The sequence below is a fragment of the Streptomyces vastus genome (genome assembly GCF_039532825.1).
In the GTDB taxonomy this organism is placed as follows: Bacteria; Actinomycetota; Actinomycetes; order Streptomycetales; family Streptomycetaceae; genus Streptomyces; species Streptomyces vastus.
In genome coordinates, this window is sequence record NZ_BAAASJ010000030.1 from 65966 (window position 1) to 83127 (window position 17162).

Genomic DNA, 17162 nt, shown 5'->3' on the forward strand with positions numbered 1-17162 from the left:
GACCAGGGAGGACAAGTGCCAGAGACCCCGGCGGTCCCTGCCGGAAAGCGACCGACACTCGCGGACGTGGCGGCGCGGGCCGGCGTGTCCACGGCGCTGGTCTCCATCGTGATGCGCGACGCGAAGGGCGCCAGCGCGGCCACCCGCGAGCGTGTCCTTCAGGCCGCGCGGGAGATCGGTTACCGTCCCGACGCCCGGGCGAGACTGCTGCGCAGCCAGCGTTCCCGGCTGCTCGGCGTGCAGTTCGGCCTCCAGCACCCCTTCCACACCGACCTGGTGGAGGGTCTCTACGCGGCGGCCGAACCGGCCGGCTACCAGATCGCGCTGAGCGCCGTGGCCGCCGGGCGCGGCGAGCAGCGCGCCGTCGAGACACTGCTCGCCGACCGCTGCGAGGCGCTGATTCTGCTCGGCCCGCAGGCCCCGGCCGCGCGGCTCGCGGAAGTGGCCGGGCAGCTGCCGGTCGTCTCCGTGGCCCGTCGGCTACGGCCGGCCATCCCCGGCCTGGAGGTCGTACGGACCGCCGACGACGAGGGTGCCCGGCAGGCGGTGGACCACCTCGTCGCTCTGGGCCACCGCGACATCGTCCACATCGACGGCGGCCGGGCACCGGGTGCGGCCGACCGGCGCCGCGGCTACCGCACCGCCATGAACCGCCACGGCCTGGCCGAACACATCCGCATCATCCCCGGCGGGCTCACCGAGGAGGACGGCGCCGATGCCGCCCGCGCCCTGTCGGCCGACCGCCCGCACCCCACCGCCGTGATGGCCTTCAACGACCGCTGCGCGACCGGCGTACTCGACGTGTTCCTCCGCGCCGGCATCGCGGTCCCCGACGACATCTCCGTCGTCGGCTTCGACGACAGCCACCTGGCCCGGCTGGCCCACATCGACCTCACCACCGTCGGACAGGACATCCCTCGCCTGGCCCACCTCGCCGTCAGCCGGGCCGTCGCACGCCTGGAGGGCGACCAGGTCCTCGCCGGGGAAGACGTCATCACTCCCCGCCTCGTCGTCCGGAGCACGACCGCCCCGCCCTCGCTGTGAGCTGTTCGCGCCCGGCGCCATGGCGGATTCCCCGCTGTACGGCCCTTCTGTGCGGCCCTCGCTGTACGGCTCCGAGCCGGGTCACGAAGTTCTGTGCCGAACTCTTCGCCGACAGGAGCCGCTTTCCGGCAGCGAGGTCAGGCGCTCTTCCCCGGCTCGGGTGCGGTGGTGCTGCCCACCGGGCTGGCGCGGAGCATGGCCTTGTAGAGGGCGTCGTGCTCGGGTGGGGCGGGGAGGGAGCCGCGGGCCGGGGCCTCCAAGGACTGGATCACGAGGGTGACGACGCGTCGCCAGGCGTCGGGGGCGGCGTCGCCGGTGGCGTTGACGACGCCTGCGTTGGCCATGTGGATCAGTACCAGGTCCGAGGGGTCGAAGTCCTCGCGCAGGCGGCCTGTGGCCTTGGCTGCTTTCCTGGTTGGCCAGCAGGCGCACGCCTCGGCGGCGGCCGGTGACCGCCATGCCGCCGAGCGACAGTTCGAGTACGGCCACCTCGAATCGGCGTGCGCGACATGGGGCGAGTTCCTCGACTACCAGCACGTCAGTTCAGCGCGTTGTGACTACCATTTCGCCACCCTGCGGAGCTCAGTCCGGAAGCTTCCGGGAAACAAGGTCGCCCAAGCGCTCAGCGAACGGGCGCGCGCTTGGGCCCCCGCTCGGCGGCCGTGACCCGCCGCACACCATGTTCGTGAACACGGATGCCGCCCCCGATACGTTGCCGCCGGCATCCTGATCCCGCGCGTCACTGACTGTTCTGCAGAAGGCAGATGGCGAGGATCGCGGCCATCGACGTCAGCGTGTTCGCGCCGAAGTCGATGCTCGGTGTTGCGGGGTCGTCGATCTGGAAGTTGATGGGTGTACCGTTGCTGAGGCTGTCGGCGAACTGCCGTGATGCCTCGCCCCAGCTGTTCATCAGCTCTGCATCGGCAACGTTGACGACCGTCTCACCGGCGCCGTTGGAGCCGAAGGCCTGCCTGAAGTCCTGGTGCAGCGGCTCGAACCTCGCTGCTTCCGCGACCATCATGACGAACACCATCATCGACCGGGCTGCCGCGTTCACGCTGGCGTTCCCCCGCAGGTTCTGGTACGCCGCGTCCACCACCTGCTGATTGAGCCTCATGTTGGCCCGCGCCTGGCCGCCACGTGCCTCCAGGTCCCCGTAGCTGCCCGTGAAGCCGAAGGTGCCGGAAGGCACCGCCGAGTTGGGGTCGGGGTCGTCGTTCTTGAAGTAGATGGGCGAAGCGCTGCCCCTTCCATCCCTGACCTGGTAGCCGATGATGAACAGGTCCCGCGCCCGCACGATCAGGCGGACGTTGTTGCCGTCCGAACTCGAGGGCAGGGCACTGGCCCGCAGGTCGATGGCGAAGATGTTCCTGGAGGAGGTGTCCAGAGTGGGGTCGGTCCGCAGCACCCCTTCCCGCAGCACCCTGCCGCCGGTCGCCCGCTGGCGTACGGCTTTGATCATGTCGTCGTACGCCTTTTCGCCGCCACTGATGTCCCAGGTGATGTCGTTGCCGTCATCAATGGCGCTGGCCTTCTCCTGGAACTGCGGGACCACCACGGCGGCACCACCCAGCAGCGTGGCAACGGCAAGGAAGAGCACCATGAACTTCCTGGTCAGCCAGCGGGAACGGCGTTTGTGAACTGGGCCGCCGACCCGCTCGACAGGCGGCGTTTCTTTCATGGCCATGCCAATACCTCACTTCCTGCGATGACTCGTGGACGAGTCATGGACGTCTTCGAGGACGGTCGGCGCTCAGCACCGCGGAGCAGTCCGGAGAGCGAGCGGACGTCCGGGTCGCTTGCGCCCCGCCCCGTTCGGCAAAGTCTTGTTCAAGGGGCCGGAATCCCGACAGAGGCAAACATCCCAACCCGCCAGTACCGAGAGGCCGGGATCTGACCTGGTGATGGACCGCATTTGCTCGCCCGGCGATCTCTGACCCGGACAGCTCGCCCACCACGATCTTCACTTTGCTCTCCCCTCTTCGGGACTCTCGGTGCAGCCGGTGCTGTCACGTTCCCCAGACCGCTTGAGGTGGAGCCGGTTCGACTCAGCCGGTCGTCGGGGTGGCGTCCGCGTGCGCGGTGCGCAGGGCGGAGAGGAAGGTGTCGGCCGGCTGGGCGCCGGAGAGACCGTAGGCCCGGTTGAGGACGAAGAACGGCACGCCCGTGGCGCCGTAACGGCGTGCCGCGCGGAAGTCTGCCTGCACGGCCTCCCGGCAAGTGAGCGAAGGGCGAGCGTCTGCCGTTCCGAGGAAATTCACACCACAACACGGGCGCTGAACCGGCATCATGGCCGGTCAGCCAGCACGGGGGCAGCGGGGCCGTTACGGCGGGAGCGGATCAGACTCAACCCGCCGATGACCGCGCCGATCGAGTGCCACCACGGCGGCGACGCTGGGTCATCTGCAGTCTCACCACCCCGACTACTTCCCCGGGGCGGCCATGGCCACCCCGCCCCGGCCGGACATCGCCTACGCGGGCGAGTAGGTCTGCATCTCAGTGCGCCGCTTCGATCCGGTGCGGCTTCGGGACCTGCCGCGTCCCGAAGCCGCACCGGACACGGCGAGCACCGACAGAAGGACGAGCGCGCAGGCCGGGCCGAGTACCGTCCAGGGCGCCAGCTCCACGTACGGCTGGTTCTCCGACAGCAGGCGGCCCCACTCCGGGGTGGGCGGCTGCTCGCCCAGGCCGAGGAAGCCGAGGGAGGCCAGGACGAGGACCGTGGTGGGCAGTCGTAGCAGGGCGTTGCGCAGTACGGACGGCAGTACGGCGGGCAGGTAGTGGTGGCGCACCAGGTACCGCAGTCCGGCTCCGAAGGAGATCGACGCGAGCATGTGACCGCTGGCCCGTTCCTGTTCGAGCAGTGCCGCGGTCTGGGCGGCGTACGGGCTCCAGGCGACCACGCACACAGCCAGCGCGGCGCCCCACACGGACGGCCCGGTCACCGCGGTCGTCAGCAGTCCGGCGAGTACGGCCGGCAGCGTCGACACCACTTCGGTCAGGCCCGCACCCACCTGGGTCGCCATGCCGAGCAGCAGCCCGAGGACGACGCTGACCACCGTGACCGCGAGAGCCACGCCCGCCGTACGCAGCGCCCCGTGGCCCAGCCGGGCCAGCAGATCACGGCCGAGCGAGTCCGTGCCCAGCGGGTGCGCGGCTGAGGGCGGCAGCAGGCGGGCCGCCGTGTCCACCTGCAAGGGGTCGCGCAGCAGTCCGGCCACGACCAGGGTGAGCAGGGTGACCGTGCAGAATCCGATGACCCAGGGCAGGGAGCGCGGCCGGGGAAGGGACGGCGGGTGCAGGGCGGGCAGGGCGCCGTCCCGCAGTGCGGGGCCGAGGAGCGCGCGACGCAGGGCCTGGATGAGCAGGCCGGCGGCGACGCCGAGCAGGACGAGGGCCAGCGTCGCGGTCTGCAACGGTGGGAGATCCTGGGCGATGGCGGCGTCCAGGGCGAGTCGGCCGAGCCCCGGAATGTTGAAGATCTTCTCCACTGCGACCGCCCCGCCGACCAGGGCCACGACGCTCGGCAGGAGCTGCGGGAGCACACCGGCCAGCGTGCGGCGCAGCGCGTGCCGGGCGATATGGCCGGGCGAGAACCCGTACGCGTGCCAGGTCCGCGCCCACGGCTCCTGGAAGGCGGCGGGCAGCGACTGGTCGAGCAGGCTGCCGATCACCGCCCCGGACGGTACGCCGAGGGCGAGTGCCGGCAGCACCATCGCCATCGGTCCCGCCCAGCCGCTCGACGGGAACCAGCCCAGCCATACCCCGCACACGGTGGCGAGCAGCGAGGCGAGCAGGAACTTGGGCAGCGCGGCGAGGACGGCCGCCATGGTGCCCGCCCGGCCCTGTCGCAACTGCCGCCGGGAGCCCAGGTGCAGGGTGCGGGCGCAGATCAGCGCGGCCACAGCGACGGTGACCACGAGGGCGCCGAGCATCAGCGTGAGGGAGACGGCGAAGGCGGTCGTCACCTGGGGCAGGACCGGTTCGCCCGACACCCACGAGGTTCCCGCGTCGCCGCGCGGCAGTCCGCCCAGCCACTGCACAAGATGGGTGAACGGGCCTTCGTCCAGGCCCAGTTGCTCTCGTACGAGGGTCAGTTGCGCGGGTGTCGGATCCGCGTCCGCGGAGCGGGCGCGCAGGACCGACAGTGCGGGGTCGGTCCCGGACAGCCAGGGCAGCAGGGCGACGGCCGTCAGCAGCGCGGTCCCGGCGACGAGGCGGCCGGCCCCCGCGCGCCACCGGGACGGGCGGGAGTCGGCACCGGCCGAAGTGACGCTCATCCGCCGCCGCTTACTTCACACGGGTGTCGACGTCGACCAACGACCGCTCGCGCGGGTCGAGGAGCACACCCTCGACGTCGGTGGCGATGCCCTGGACGACCTTCTCGTACACCAGCGGTACGACCGCGTCGGTACGCAGGATCTCCGCCTCGGCGCGCATGATCTTCTGCTGCCGCCGTTCCGTGTCGCCTTCCCCGGCAGCGGACTTGATGGCCTGGTCGGCCTTCGGGTCCTTCAGCCCGGCGATGTTGTAGACGCCGTCGCTGGTGTAGTCGCTCGCGAGGTACGCGACCGCGTCGCCGGTGTCGAGCAGGGTCACGCGGGAGAAGACGAGCGCGTCGTACTTGCCCGCGAGGAGGTCGGCCTCCATCTGCGTGTACTCGCGTACGTCCTGCTTGACGGTGAACCCGGCCTTCTCCAGCTGCTGTTGCAGGACGGTGGCGGCCTCGGGGAGTTCCGCGCGGTTGGTGTAGGTGGCCAGGCGCAGGGTCTTGCCCTTGGTCTTCGCCTTGACGTCGGCGGAGGTCGCGGCCGGGGCGCGCCCGCTCACGGCCACGCGGTTGTCGTCCGCCCACGGGACGGCGGGCCCGAACAGGCCCTGGGCGGGATCGGCGTATCCGCCGAAGACCGAGTCCACCAGGGCGCCGCCGTCCACGGCCTCGCGGGCGGCGGCACGCAGCGACGCGTCAGGGAAGATGCCGCTTCCGGTGTTGAGGACCAGGCTGTCGGTCCGCACGGAGGGCACTTCGTGACGGGTGTCCTTGTCCAGCAGCTTCGCCTGGGCGGTGGGGATCCACTCGGCGATGTCGACGTCGCCGCCGCGCAGGGCGTTGGCGCGGGCGGTGCCGTCGGCGATCCACGTCACGTCGACGCCGGGCGCTTTGGCCTTGCCGCCCCAGTGGTCGTCGAAGCGGTCGAGCGCGGCCTTGCTCTTCCCGGTGAGCTTGGTGATCTCGAAGGGTCCGGTTCCGGTGCCGACCGGGCTGACGGTGCCGTCCTTCGCGTACGCCTTCGGGGCGAGGATGCCCAGCGCGGGGCTGGCGAGCCGCAATGGCAGCACCGGGTCGGCGGCCTTGGTCGTGATCGTGACGGTGTCGGCGTCGTCGGCCTTGGCGGTGAGCGTCACATCGCTGAGGACCCGGGGCTTGGGCTCGGCCTTGCCGGCCTGGTCAAGGGCGTTGACCACAGACTCGGCGGTGACCTCGGTGCCGTCCTGGAACGTGGCCTTGCGCAGCTCGAAGGCCCAAGTCGTGGCGTTCACCTGCTTCCAGGACTTCGCCAGCGCGGGCGCGGCGGCTCCCTCCTTGCCCAGCGCGGTGAGGCCTTCGGCCACGGACAGCTTGCTCAGCACGGTGGCGTCATTGCTGTACGGGGACAGGGCCTGTACCGGCGGCACCGCGAGGGCGACCCTCAGCCGGCCGCCGCCCGATCCCTCCGCACCATCGGTGGCCGAACCGCCCTCGTCCGACACGAAACAGCCGGTCAGCAACGGGCCGAGGGCGAGCGCCGCGAGGAGGCCACGGGAGGTGGTGCGCATGGTGGGTCCTGTCGTGCGGGAGGGCGAGTTACGCCCCGGCGCCGGCATACGGCGACAGGGCCACGCAAGCATATGAGGCAAGCCTTACCAAAGTCTGGCCGGGTGAGTGAAGTCTCAACCATTGAGATCCTTACGCCGCTGCCGTCCGACTTACGTCATGGAACTTCGCCGGGCGGGGAGGAGTTGGCGATAAGGACGTGCGGAACGCACGCGGACGACCTGCGGACGGTCACAGCCGGCGTGGCAGGGTCACCGGCCGCTCGGCTCGGGCGGCCCGACTCGGAGTGCCCGGCCGATGGTCCAGGCCGACAGCTCCGCGGCCGGGGCCTCGACGACGGCCGGGGCCCGCGGCCGGGGTCACGGCCGTGACCTCGGCCGTCGTCGGCGCGCGGGTCCAGCCGGGGACAGCGCTGGGGGCGCGCAGACCAGGGTCGGTGAGGCGGTCGGCCGCGCCCTGCAAGGAGGGCGGCGCCCTCGCGCATCCACGGCAGGGTGAGGGTGAGTTCCTGGCGAGTGGTGCTGGTCATGGCGTACGGACCGGTCATGGCGTACGGACTTCAGGGGACGCGAGGCGGGCCGCGATGTCCGCGCGCAGTGCCTTCTTGTCGATCTTGCCGACCTTGGTGGCGGCCAACTCCTCTACGCACACAAGGCGTTCGGGCAGTTTGAAGCGGGCGACCCCGGCTTCCTCCATGGCGGCGCGGATCGCGTCCAGGGCTGGGGCGGGGCGACCGGGTCCGGGTACGACGTAGAGGCAGACGCGCTCGCCCAGGACGGGGTCGGGCATGGCCACGGCCGCCACCTGGCTGACGCCGTCGGTCAACTCGTAGACGAGGTTCTCGACTTCCTCCGCGGAGACCTTCTCGCCGCCCCGGTTGATCATGTCCTTGTCGCGGCCTTCGACGACGAGACTGCCCTCGGGCGTACGGCGGCAGATGTCGCCGCTGCGGTACCAGCCGTCCTCCGTGAACGCCCGCTTGTTGTGCTCGGGGGCGCGGTAGTAGCCGCGCGGGGTGTAGGGGCCGCGGGTGAGCAGGGAGCCGGGCTCGCCGTCGGGGACGTCCCGGTCGAGTTCGTCGACCAGCCGTACCTCGTCGTCGGGGCACATGGGGCGGCCCTGGGTGGTGCAGACGACGTCCTCGGGGTCGTCCAGGCGGGTGTAGTTGAGCAGGCCCTCGGCCATGCCGAACACCTGCTGGAGTGTCGTACCGAGTACGGGGCGGATACGGCGGGCCAGTTCGTCGGCGAGCCGGGAGCCGCCGACCTGGAGCACGCGCAGGCTCTCCATCTGCTGGGCCCCGTGCTGCTCGGCGTGTTCCAGCCAGCGTCCGGCGACCGCGGGTACGACGGCGGTGTGGGTGACCCGCTCCGCGGCGACGGTGGCGAAGACCCGGACCGGTTCCGGGCTCGGGAGCATCACCACCCGGCCGCCGGCCAGCAGGGTGCCCAGGATTCCGGGGCAGGCCAGCGGGAAGTTGTGCCCGGCGGGCAGACTCACCAGGTAGACCGTGTCGGCGTCGACGGCACTGACCTCGGCGCTGGCGCGGGCGTTGTAGGCGTAGTCGTCGTGGGTGCGGGCGATCAGTTTGGGCAGGCCGGTGGTGCCGCCGGAGAGCAGGAACACCGCGACGTCCCGGCTGCCGGGGGCGGCGGCGTCCAGCCGGGCCCGGTCGGCGGCGGGCTCCGTCCCGGGCGCGCACAGGGCGCGCAGGTCCAGGCTGTCGGGGCCTACCTCGTCCCCCGCGACCAGTACGTGCCAGGGGCCCGGCGCCTCCTTGCCGAGCTCGTGGGCGAGCGCCTGGTGGTCGAAGTCGCGCAGCCGGTCGGGTACGGCGATGGCGGCGGCCTCGGAGTGCGCGGCCAGGTAGGCCAGTTCGAGGCGGCGGTGCGCGGGCAGCGCCATCACCGGCACGATCCCGGCGCGCAGGCATGCCCAGGTCAGGACGGTGAACTCCCAGCCGTTGGCCAGCTGGACCACGATCCGGTCGCCGGGGGCGAGTCCGAGGTCGAGCAGCCGTATCGCCAACGCATCCGCGCGGTCGGCGAGTTCGGCGTAGGTGAGGCGGAGGTCGCCGTCGACGAGTGCGGTCGCGTCGGGCCTGCGGTCGGCGCTCTCGCGCAGCAGGTCGCCCAGCGGGCGGCCGGCCCAGTACCCGGCCGCCGTGTAGCGGTCGGCGTCGGGCTTCGGCCAGGGGACGGTGCCCTCACTGATGGGTGCGGCCATCAGTCACCACCTTCTTCTTGTGCCGCTTCGGCGGCTCCAGCAGCGATACACACAGCATCCAGCGCCACGAGGCCGTGAGCGGTGATCCGTAGTGGGTTGATTTCGATCTCGGCCAGTGCGGGGTGGGCGGCAAGCAGGTCGCCGAGGGCCGCCGTCACCTCGCCGAGGGCGGCTCGGTCCAGTACGGGTCCGCCGCGCCAGCCGTCGAGGAGGGCTCGTCCGGCCAGGTCGGCGGGCATGGTCGCGGCTTCCCTCGCGGTGAGCGGGGCGAGCCGGATGCTCACGTCCGCCAAGGCCTCGGCGGTGGTGCCGCCGAGGCCGACCAGGACGACCGGGCCGAACACGGGGTCCCTCCGGGCGCCGACGACGAGGTCGATGCCGGGTGGGGCCATCGACTCGACCAGTGCCTGCGGCGGTTCAGGGGCCGCCTCCTCGATCGCGACAGCGACGCGGGCCGGCGCCCCGTCGCCCCCGGCGCCGCTGCGGCCATCGGCCGCCCCGCCGCTCGCGCCGGCGACACGCACGGCCGCCTCCTCGATCGCGTCGAGAGCCGCGTCCAGCTCGGCCGGGGTGCGTACGCCGAGGCGGACTCCGCCGATCTCGGTTTTGTGCAGTACGGCCGCGTCCAGCAGCTTGACCGCCACCGGGCCGGGCAGTTCGGCCAGTGCCCGGTGGGCGGCGGCGCGGTCGGCGCAGGCCCGGCGGGGCATGGTCGGTACGTTCAGCCGGTCCAGGAGCGTCTTGGCCTGGTCCTCGTCCCAGGGGCCCGGGCCTGGCTCCACCGCCACCGCCACCCGAGGCACACCCGGCCCGGTCGAACCGGCCGTCATACGGTGCCGGGCGCGGGCGTCCGCCAGCAGCGCGCCGGTCATGGCGGCGAGCCCGTGCGGGTCGCCCGCCACGGCTACGCCCCGCTCCAGCAGGGCGCGGCGTACCCGTCGTACGCCGTCACCCGCGCCGCCGACTCCGAGCAGCAGCGGCACGCTGTACCCGGCCGCGTCCACGGCCTCGACCAGGTCGAAGGCGGCCGGTTCGTGGAGTGCGTACCCGGCGATGAGGTCCACGGCCGGGTCGGCGGCCACCGTGTCCAGTACGGCGCCGAAACCGGGGCCGGGCCGGCCGGTGTCGACCGGGTTCGCCTGGTACGTCAGCGGGGGCAGCACCTCGGCCAACGCGCGCCGGGTGTCCGCGGTCAGTTCGGGCACGGCGGCGCGGCGCCCGCGCAGGTCGTCCAGGAGCAGCAGGCCAGGGCCGGCCTGGGCCGTCACCACGCCCACCCCCGGGTCGGCGGCTGCGGGAAGTCGTACGAGCGACAACGCGCCCACCGCGTCGACCAGTTCACGTTCGTCGTCCACGAGCACGGCACCGGCCTGGGCGAGGGCCGCGCGGGTGGTGCGCCAGGAGGTGGCGAGGGCGCCGGTGTGGGAGGCGGCGAAGGCGCCGACATCGTGGCGGCCGACGACGAGCGCGACAACCGGGCGGATGGCGGCGAGCCGGGCGACCGCGCCCGTCAGCCGGCGCCCGTCGGCGACGGACTCGATGTGCAGGGCTACGGCACCGGTCTGCGGGTCACCGGCCAGGTGCTCCAGCACATCCGCGGCCGTGACGTCGACGCCGTTGCCGAGCCCCACGGCGAGGCTCACGCCGTGCCCTGCCTCGCTCAGCAGGAACGCCAGCGCATGGTTGACGCCTCCGCTGGCCGCGACGACGGCGACCCGGCCGGACGGCACGTCGGCGGCACCGGGCACGAAGCTGGCTGTGAGTCCCCCGCCGGGCGCGAGGAACCCGGAGGTGTTCGGCCCGAGCAGCCGGATCCCGGTCCGCTCGACCACGTCGGCCAGCTCACGCTGATACCGCTCACCGTCCGCTCCGGCCTCGGCGAACCCGCCCCCGTAGACCACGGCGGCCCGCGCCCCGGCCTTGGCAGCCTCGGCAACGGCGTCCGCGCACACCCTGGCCGGCAGACAGACCAGGGCGAGATCCACCGGCCCGTGCTCCGCGGCTTCCTCCACCGACCCGTAGATCCCGGAGGCAGGCTCCGGATCACGCGCGTTGACGAGCGCCACGTATCCAGGAAATCCGGCAACGGAACGGGCCAGCGCGGCCCCCAGCTTCGCCGGGTCCCGGGAGGCACCGATGACGGCGATGCCGCGGGGGGCGAAGAGCGGGCCGAGTCCGCCGAGCCCGTCGGCTGACTCGGGGAGCACATCACCGCCCAGAGGCAGGCTTCTGCCCGGCCGCGCATGCGGGCCGGGCTCCGGCATCGGGACCCGGGGCGGAACGCCCGCAGTCGCGGACGGACCAACGGAAGACTCCACCGCCGCCGCCTCCGGCACTCCACCTCCCACTGCCCCGTTCACCGGGTCACCTCCCAAGCCGCCACGGTGGCGGCCGCAGCAGCGACCAAATCCGTCCGCCCGGACAGTACGGCCGTGACCGCGCGGTCGCGGTCCAGCGTGTCGTCGACCAACAGTGCGGGCAGGCCATGGTGCAGGCGGGTCCGCTCCGTGAGCAGGGCGCGGGTGTGGGCCGTACCTCCGTCCACGGCGACGAGGAGAGGGCCCCCGTCCGCCAGGTCGGCCAGCAGCGCGTACGCGGCGGCCAGACCCGATTCGTCCTCCGGGGCCGTGACCCGGGCGCCCCAGGGCCCCGGCGTGTCCGGCACGGACGCCCGCAAGGGCAGCGGGTCCCCAGTGCCGCCCACCGCGGTGGTGGCGTCGGGCTCCACCAGCATGACCCGGCTCGGAAGCTGCCACGTACCAAGGTCGAACGGGGTGTCCAGGGGGTCCGAACCGCTGTGCCGAGCCTGCCACTCGTCGTGACTTGTACGGACGAAGTCCGGCGCCCGTCGCGCCAAGCGGCCGTCCGTGATGCTGCGGGACAGGAAGTGGTACGCGAACTGCCAGGGCTCGAAGGCGTCGTGGTACTCGCCGAAGTGTTCCCACCAGCCCAGGCTGGGCCGCGCCGCGTTCTGGATGGCCTCCACCGAAGGACGGGCGGCGTCCTCGTACGCGGCGAGCGCGGCCGGGAGGTCGTCGCCGTGCTTGGCGAGGGCGCCGGAGAGCGCGATCGCGTCCTCCATGGCCATCTTCGTGCCGGAGCCCACGGAGAAGTGCGCGGTGTGCGCCGCGTCGCCGAGCAGGACGACCGGGCGCGGTTCGGTGACATACCAGTGGCGGGTGCGCCGGGTGCGGAAGTTGCCCCACCGGGAGTTGTTGACCAGGAGCCGGCGTCCGTCGATCTGCTCGGCGAACAGCTCCTCCAGGTACGCCTTCGTCGCCAGGTCGCTCGGGCCGGGCGGCTGCGTCGCGTCGAACGCGTCCAGCCGCGCCGCCCGCCACGTCGTCTCGTCGGTCTCCACGATGAACGTGCTCACGTCCGCACTGATCGGGTAGCCGTGCACCGCGAACACGCCGTGGGGACCGCGTTCGTGGACGAAGGTGAGCCCGTCGAACATGTAGTCCGTGCCGAACCAGATGAACTTCGCCGTTGCCGTCTCGACGGACGGCTCAAAACGCTCCTCGATCGCCGTACGGATCCGCGACGACGTGCCGTCGGCGGCGACCACGAGGTCGTAACCCTCCAGGTCGGACAGCGACCTCTCCGTCTCGAACCGCAGTTCCGCGCCCAGATCACGGGCCCGCTCCTGGAGCAGCCCGAGCAGGGTACGGCGGGCGATCGCGGCCATGCCGTTGCCGCCGCAGCGGATCCGCTCGCCCTTCAGCCGTACCTCGATGTCCTCCCAGTGCCGGCCGTGCGCGTCCAGCGCCTCACGGAGCACGGGGTCCGCCTCGTGGATGCCGGCGAGCGTCCGGTCGGAGAACACCACACCGAAGCCGAACGCGTCGTCGGCCCGGTTGCGTTCAAAGACCGTCACCTCGGCGGACGGGTCGGCCTGCCGGATCAGGGCGGCGAAGAACAGCCCGCCCGGTCCGCCGCCGACGACTGCGATACGCATGGTCAGCCCCTCACCAGGGTGATACGGCACTCGCCGGGGACGAAGGGCTCGCGCTGCGTCCACAGGGCTGTCAGATGCGCGGCCTCGAAGTCGGCATGGAGCCTCTCCGGCGCGGCGCGTTCGTCGATGATCGTCACGGGCGGACTCACTCCTTCGGGATACCTGAGCCCAACGTACGACATTGAAATAACGGTCGTCTAGATTCTGAAACGCATTTTTTCGCGCACCGTTCAGCCGCCCGCCGCGCCGATCACCTCGTCGACGTACCCCTCCGCCTCCGCCCGCAGCAGCCCATGGGCCTCCAGGAACACCTCGTGGAGCCGGCGACCCGCCCAGCCCTCGGGGAGCAGCTCGGGAGGCAAGTCCGGGTCCCGGAACGGCAGCAAGCGGTAGTCGTGGATCAGGCGCATACGCTCGACCAGCGCGTCCCGGCCGCGCGGCGCCCCGGCGCGGTAGTCGGCGAGGCGGGGCCGGTAGCGGTCGAGCAGCTCGCCGTACTCCTTGTTCAGGCCCGTCAGATCCCAGGACCGGGCCGCCATGTCCCGGTCGGCCGCGGCGGACTCGGAACGGGCGTGCAGCGCGTCGATCCGTACCGCGGACTCGTTCGCGAAGCTCTCCCTGACCTCCGCGATCCGGTCGTGCGGACTGATCCACACCGACGCCGACAGCATGCCGAAGCCCAGCCAGGACAGCTTCTTGCGCAATTGCTCGCGCAGCGCCCGGTCGGCCTCGGGCACCGAGTAGATGACCATGTGCCACTGGCCGTCCCACGGCCCGATCGCCCGGGCGAAGATCCGCTCCCGGCCCTCGTCGAGGAGCCGCCACGAGGCGTCGGTGAGAACGTAGGCGGTCTCCCTGCCCTCCCTGCGGGCATCGAGCCAGCCCTCCTTGCGCATCCGGGCGGCGACCACCCTGACCGTACTCTCGGGGACGTCGAAGCAGTCCATCAGCGTGACCAGCGAACGCAGCCGGACCTCGCCGCCCCGGTAGCGCAGATAGTCGCCGAACAGGTCGAAGACCAGCGAGCGCGGTTTCACAAGCACCTCCTGGGACCCGTGCGGGCCCTGACCCTATATGTGTCAACCTCTTGACGATCGTCTCACAAGCGAAGGATATTTCACCCCTACGACGGCCGTCACCGTGGCGGCACCCTTCGCGTCAAAGGAGACGCCATGGCAGACACCTTCGTCCTCATCTCCGGCGCCAGTCACGGCGGCTGGACCTGGCGCCTGGTGGCCGAACGGCTGCGCGCCGCCGGTCACCGCGTACTGGCCCCTGATCTGCCCGGCCTCACCGACGGCGCCGACCCCCGGGCCCACAGCCTGGCCGACGTCGGCGACTTCATCGTCGACCTCGTCGAACGGCACGATCTGCGCGACGTCACTCTGGTCGCGCACAGTTGGGGCGGCTACCCGCTCACCGCCGCGGCACCACGACTGGCGCCCCGACTGCGCAAGCTCGTCTATTGGAGCGCGTTCGTCCCCGCTGAGGGGCGGTGCCTGCTGGACGAGGTCCCGCCGCACTACGCCGCGATGTTCCGGCAGGTCGCAGCCGCCTCCGGCAACGACGGCATCGTCTTCCCGTACGAGGTCTTCACGGCGGCCTTCATGCAGGACGGCGACGAGAGGACCCAGCGCCTGGTCCACGAACTGCTGGTGCCGCAGCCCCTGCGCTACTTCACCGAGACGGTCACCCCCATCGACCCGGCCGCGCTAGGCGTCCCCGCCTCCTACGTCGTCGGCACCGAAGACCTGGCCCTGCCGCCGGGCGAGTACGGCTGGACGCCCCGCTTCCCGCAGCGCCTCGGCCCCGACACCCCGGTCATCGAGTTCGCCGGCACCCACGAGGCCCAGTTCACCCGGCCCGACGAGCTGACGGCGGCGCTGCTCAAGGCGTGAGCGACACTCGACCGTAAACCAACCGCCCCGGCTGCATGGGATGCAGCCGGGGCGGTTTGCGTGGCGCGTGCTTCAGGCGCGTACGGGCACTGCGTCCGGCGCGGGGGCGGCGGCCTGCCGGCCCTTGGGGAGCAGGAGGACCATGAGTGCCCCGGCGGCGGCCGGGATGGCGAAGGCGTAGAAGTTCCACTCCGTGGCCAGGTCGGAGGCGAGCAGGATGCCGCCGAAGGTCGGTCCTACGACCGCACCGAGCCGTCCGATGCCCAGGGTCCAGCCCAGCGCGGTCGCGCGGACCTCGGGCGGGAAGTGCATGGCGACGTATGCGTTCACCATGATCTGCGTGCCGATGGTGCCGAACCCCGCGACCGCCACCAGCCCGTACATCACCCACGAGGCCGTCGGCGAGCTCAGCAGGTAGATGGACAGGGCTGCCGCGACGAACGTGACCGCTGTCACCGGCTTCATGCCCAGCCTGTCGCCGACCGGCGCCACCAGGATGGACCCGACCGCCGCGCCGACGTTCATCATCACCAGGAACAGCAGCGAACTCGACAGCGGATAGCCCGCCGACTTCATGATCTGCGGCAGCCAGGTGTTGAGCCCGTACACCAGCAGCAGACCGAAGAAGCTGGTGATCGCGAAGAGCATGGCGGGCCCGAAGTGGCGTCTGCTGAACAGGGCGGCGACCGGGCTCTTCGTGCGCTGCCCGGACGCGGAGGACGCCGCCTCCGGCAGGGGTGTGCCCAGTCGTTCGGCCAGTCGCGCGGCCTCGTCCGTACGGCCCTTGGCGACGAGGTAGCTCAGGGATTCCGGCAGGTGGCGCCAAAGAAGCGGGACGACGATCACGAGCGGGGCCGCGCCGATCCAGTACATGATCCGGAAGCCGAACGCCGGCATGAGCGCCAGAGCCAGCGCGGCGGCGAGTATGCCGCCGACCGGGTAGCCGGCGAACATCAGCGCGTTGTTCAGGCTCCGCCGGTGGGCCGCCGAGTACTCGGCGGTCAGGGCGATCGCGGTGGGCATCACACCGCCGAGGCCGAGGCCGCCGAGCAGGCGGAACAGCCCGAAGAGCTCGGCGCTCGGCGCCATCGCACAGGCCGCCATGGACAGCGAGAACCAGCTCACGCTGATCAGCAGCACCTTCCGCCGGCCGACGGCGTCGGTCGCCACTCCGGCGACCAGTGCGCCGATCAGCATCCCGACGAGGGCGTAACTGCCGATCACCCCCGCCTCGGGCGCCGTCAGTCCCCAGGGCTCGTACTGCATCAGGGCTGGCACTGTGGCCCCGTAAACGATCAGGTCATACCCGTCGAACATGATCACCGCAAAACACAGACCCAAGACTGTGAGTTCACTGCGGCTTCTGGAGCGGACGTCTCCTGGCGTCATTGCCACCACCATCCTGTACGGCTCTTGAGCGGAGGTCACCGATGCCGGGGAGTATGTGCCATCTGCGAAACGGACGTCAAGAATCTGACACGAATCACTGTCGCTCGCCTGTGTATGTTGCTGCTGAACGATTTCGTTTCGCTACAAGATGGCGACGACCGTGATCTCGATGCAGGTACGTGCAGCGCCTCTCTCGGCATGCCGTATTCATGCGCCAGGCAGCTGGGGCGGCTCGCACGAACATCTTTCGCAAGCCATTCCAGAACAAGCCGGCAGGGAGCCCGATACGGCTCCCTGCCGGGACACGCATTCCTGCTAGGGGCGGGCGTAGGGCCGGGTCATGATCTCCATGTTGTGGCCGTCCGGGTCGTCGAAGTACGCGCCGCGACCGCCGAACAGACGGTTGATCCGGCCGGGTTCGGTGTGGCCGGGGTCGGCGTAGTAGGTGACGCCGACCGCCTCCAGACGGGCGATCATGGCGTCGAACTGCGCGTCGGGCACGAGGAACGCGTAGTGCTGCGACTGGATCGGCTCGTCGCGCTTCTCGTAGTAGTCGAGCGTCACGCCGTTGCCGAGGTCGACGGGCAGGAACGGCCCGAACGGAGCGCCGACCTCCAGGCCCAGGATCGCGGCGATGAATTCGGCGGACAGCCGCCGGTCGCCGGCATAGACGGCGGTGTGGTTGAGCTGGACAGTGGTGGCCGTCGACGGCTCGGATTCGTGCGAGTCGTGCTGGTCGTAGGACATCGGTGACATGTCTCCGGGTCTTGGGATCCGCTGGGACGGGGCGCCGCGGCGGGCGCCGGGAGCGAAGACGCGGAGAAGGGGGCGG

At 71.5% G+C, this 17162-nt stretch carries 14 protein-coding genes; 2 read left to right on the plus strand and 12 right to left on the minus strand.

Translation table 11 applies throughout. From position 1 onward, the window contains the following. The first annotated feature begins 15 nt into the window (after nucleotides 1-15). Nucleotides 16-1044, plus strand: a complete 1029-nt coding sequence (locus ABD357_RS13870; RefSeq protein ID WP_344390134.1) for a LacI family DNA-binding transcriptional regulator — start codon at nucleotides 16-18, stop codon at nucleotides 1042-1044. Nucleotides 1045-1181: 137 nt separating this feature from the next. Here ABD357_RS13870 and ABD357_RS13875 read toward each other — a convergent pair whose 3' ends face one another. From ABD357_RS13875 to ABD357_RS13920, 10 genes are all read right to left on the minus strand, one after another. Continuing rightward, nucleotides 1182-1388: a hypothetical protein gene (locus tag ABD357_RS13875; protein WP_344390136.1), complete on the minus strand. Its 207-nt coding sequence runs from the start codon at nucleotides 1386-1388 to the stop codon at nucleotides 1182-1184. Between the two features lie 395 nt (nucleotides 1389-1783). Further along, nucleotides 1784-2731: a ribosome-inactivating family protein gene (locus ABD357_RS13880; protein ID WP_344390137.1), complete on the minus strand. Its 948-nt coding sequence runs from the start codon at nucleotides 2729-2731 to the stop codon at nucleotides 1784-1786. A 361-nt stretch (nucleotides 2732-3092) separates the two neighbouring features. Then, a complete protein-coding gene (locus ABD357_RS13885; protein ID WP_425584860.1) occupies nucleotides 3093-3251 on the minus strand; it encodes a DsbA family oxidoreductase in 159 nt (52 codons plus the stop codon). Between the two features lie 264 nt (nucleotides 3252-3515). After that, nucleotides 3516-5324, minus strand: coding sequence for an ABC transporter permease subunit (locus tag ABD357_RS13890; RefSeq protein WP_344390138.1), 1809 nt, complete (start codon nucleotides 5322-5324; stop codon nucleotides 3516-3518). A 10-nt stretch (nucleotides 5325-5334) separates the two neighbouring features. Next, nucleotides 5335-6861 carry an ABC transporter substrate-binding protein gene (locus ABD357_RS13895; protein ID WP_344390139.1) on the minus strand — a complete coding sequence of 509 codons (1527 nt, stop codon included), beginning with the start codon at nucleotides 6859-6861 and terminating at the stop codon, nucleotides 5335-5337. A gap of 541 nt (nucleotides 6862-7402) precedes the next feature. Beyond that, nucleotides 7403-9085: a (2,3-dihydroxybenzoyl)adenylate synthase gene (locus ABD357_RS13900; protein ID WP_344390140.1), complete on the minus strand. Its 1683-nt coding sequence runs from the start codon at nucleotides 9083-9085 to the stop codon at nucleotides 7403-7405. Beyond that, nucleotides 9085-11292 (minus strand): acetate--CoA ligase family protein, encoded by a 2208-nt coding sequence (locus ABD357_RS13905; protein ID WP_344390142.1) that lies wholly within the window; start codon nucleotides 11290-11292, stop codon nucleotides 9085-9087. The genes ABD357_RS13900 and ABD357_RS13905 overlap by 1 nt, the downstream gene beginning before the upstream one ends. A gap of 149 nt (nucleotides 11293-11441) precedes the next feature. Then, entirely contained in the window at nucleotides 11442-13043 is a 1602-nt protein-coding gene (locus ABD357_RS13910; RefSeq protein WP_344390143.1) for an FAD-dependent monooxygenase, read from the minus strand. A gap of 2 nt (nucleotides 13044-13045) precedes the next feature. Beyond that, nucleotides 13046-13180 (minus strand): hypothetical protein, encoded by a 135-nt coding sequence (locus ABD357_RS13915; RefSeq protein WP_344390144.1) that lies wholly within the window; start codon nucleotides 13178-13180, stop codon nucleotides 13046-13048. 93 nt (nucleotides 13181-13273) lie between these two features. Continuing rightward, entirely contained in the window at nucleotides 13274-14080 is an 807-nt protein-coding gene (locus ABD357_RS13920) for a PaaX family transcriptional regulator (RefSeq protein ID WP_344390145.1), read from the minus strand. A 135-nt stretch (nucleotides 14081-14215) separates the two neighbouring features. On the opposite strand from ABD357_RS13920, the gene ABD357_RS13925 reads away from it, so the two are divergent. Continuing rightward, nucleotides 14216-14941, plus strand: coding sequence for an alpha/beta fold hydrolase (locus ABD357_RS13925; RefSeq protein ID WP_344390147.1), 726 nt, complete (start codon nucleotides 14216-14218; stop codon nucleotides 14939-14941). Between the two features lie 72 nt (nucleotides 14942-15013). Here ABD357_RS13925 and ABD357_RS13930 read toward each other — a convergent pair whose 3' ends face one another. Both ABD357_RS13930 and ABD357_RS13935 read right to left on the minus strand, forming a co-directional pair. Continuing rightward, nucleotides 15014-16342 (minus strand): MFS transporter, encoded by a 1329-nt coding sequence (locus ABD357_RS13930; RefSeq protein WP_344390148.1) that lies wholly within the window; start codon nucleotides 16340-16342, stop codon nucleotides 15014-15016. Between the two features lie 303 nt (nucleotides 16343-16645). Beyond that, nucleotides 16646-17077 carry a VOC family protein gene (locus ABD357_RS13935; RefSeq protein ID WP_344390260.1) on the minus strand — a complete coding sequence of 144 codons (432 nt, stop codon included), beginning with the start codon at nucleotides 17075-17077 and terminating at the stop codon, nucleotides 16646-16648. Nucleotides 17078-17162: the final 85 nt, after the last annotated feature.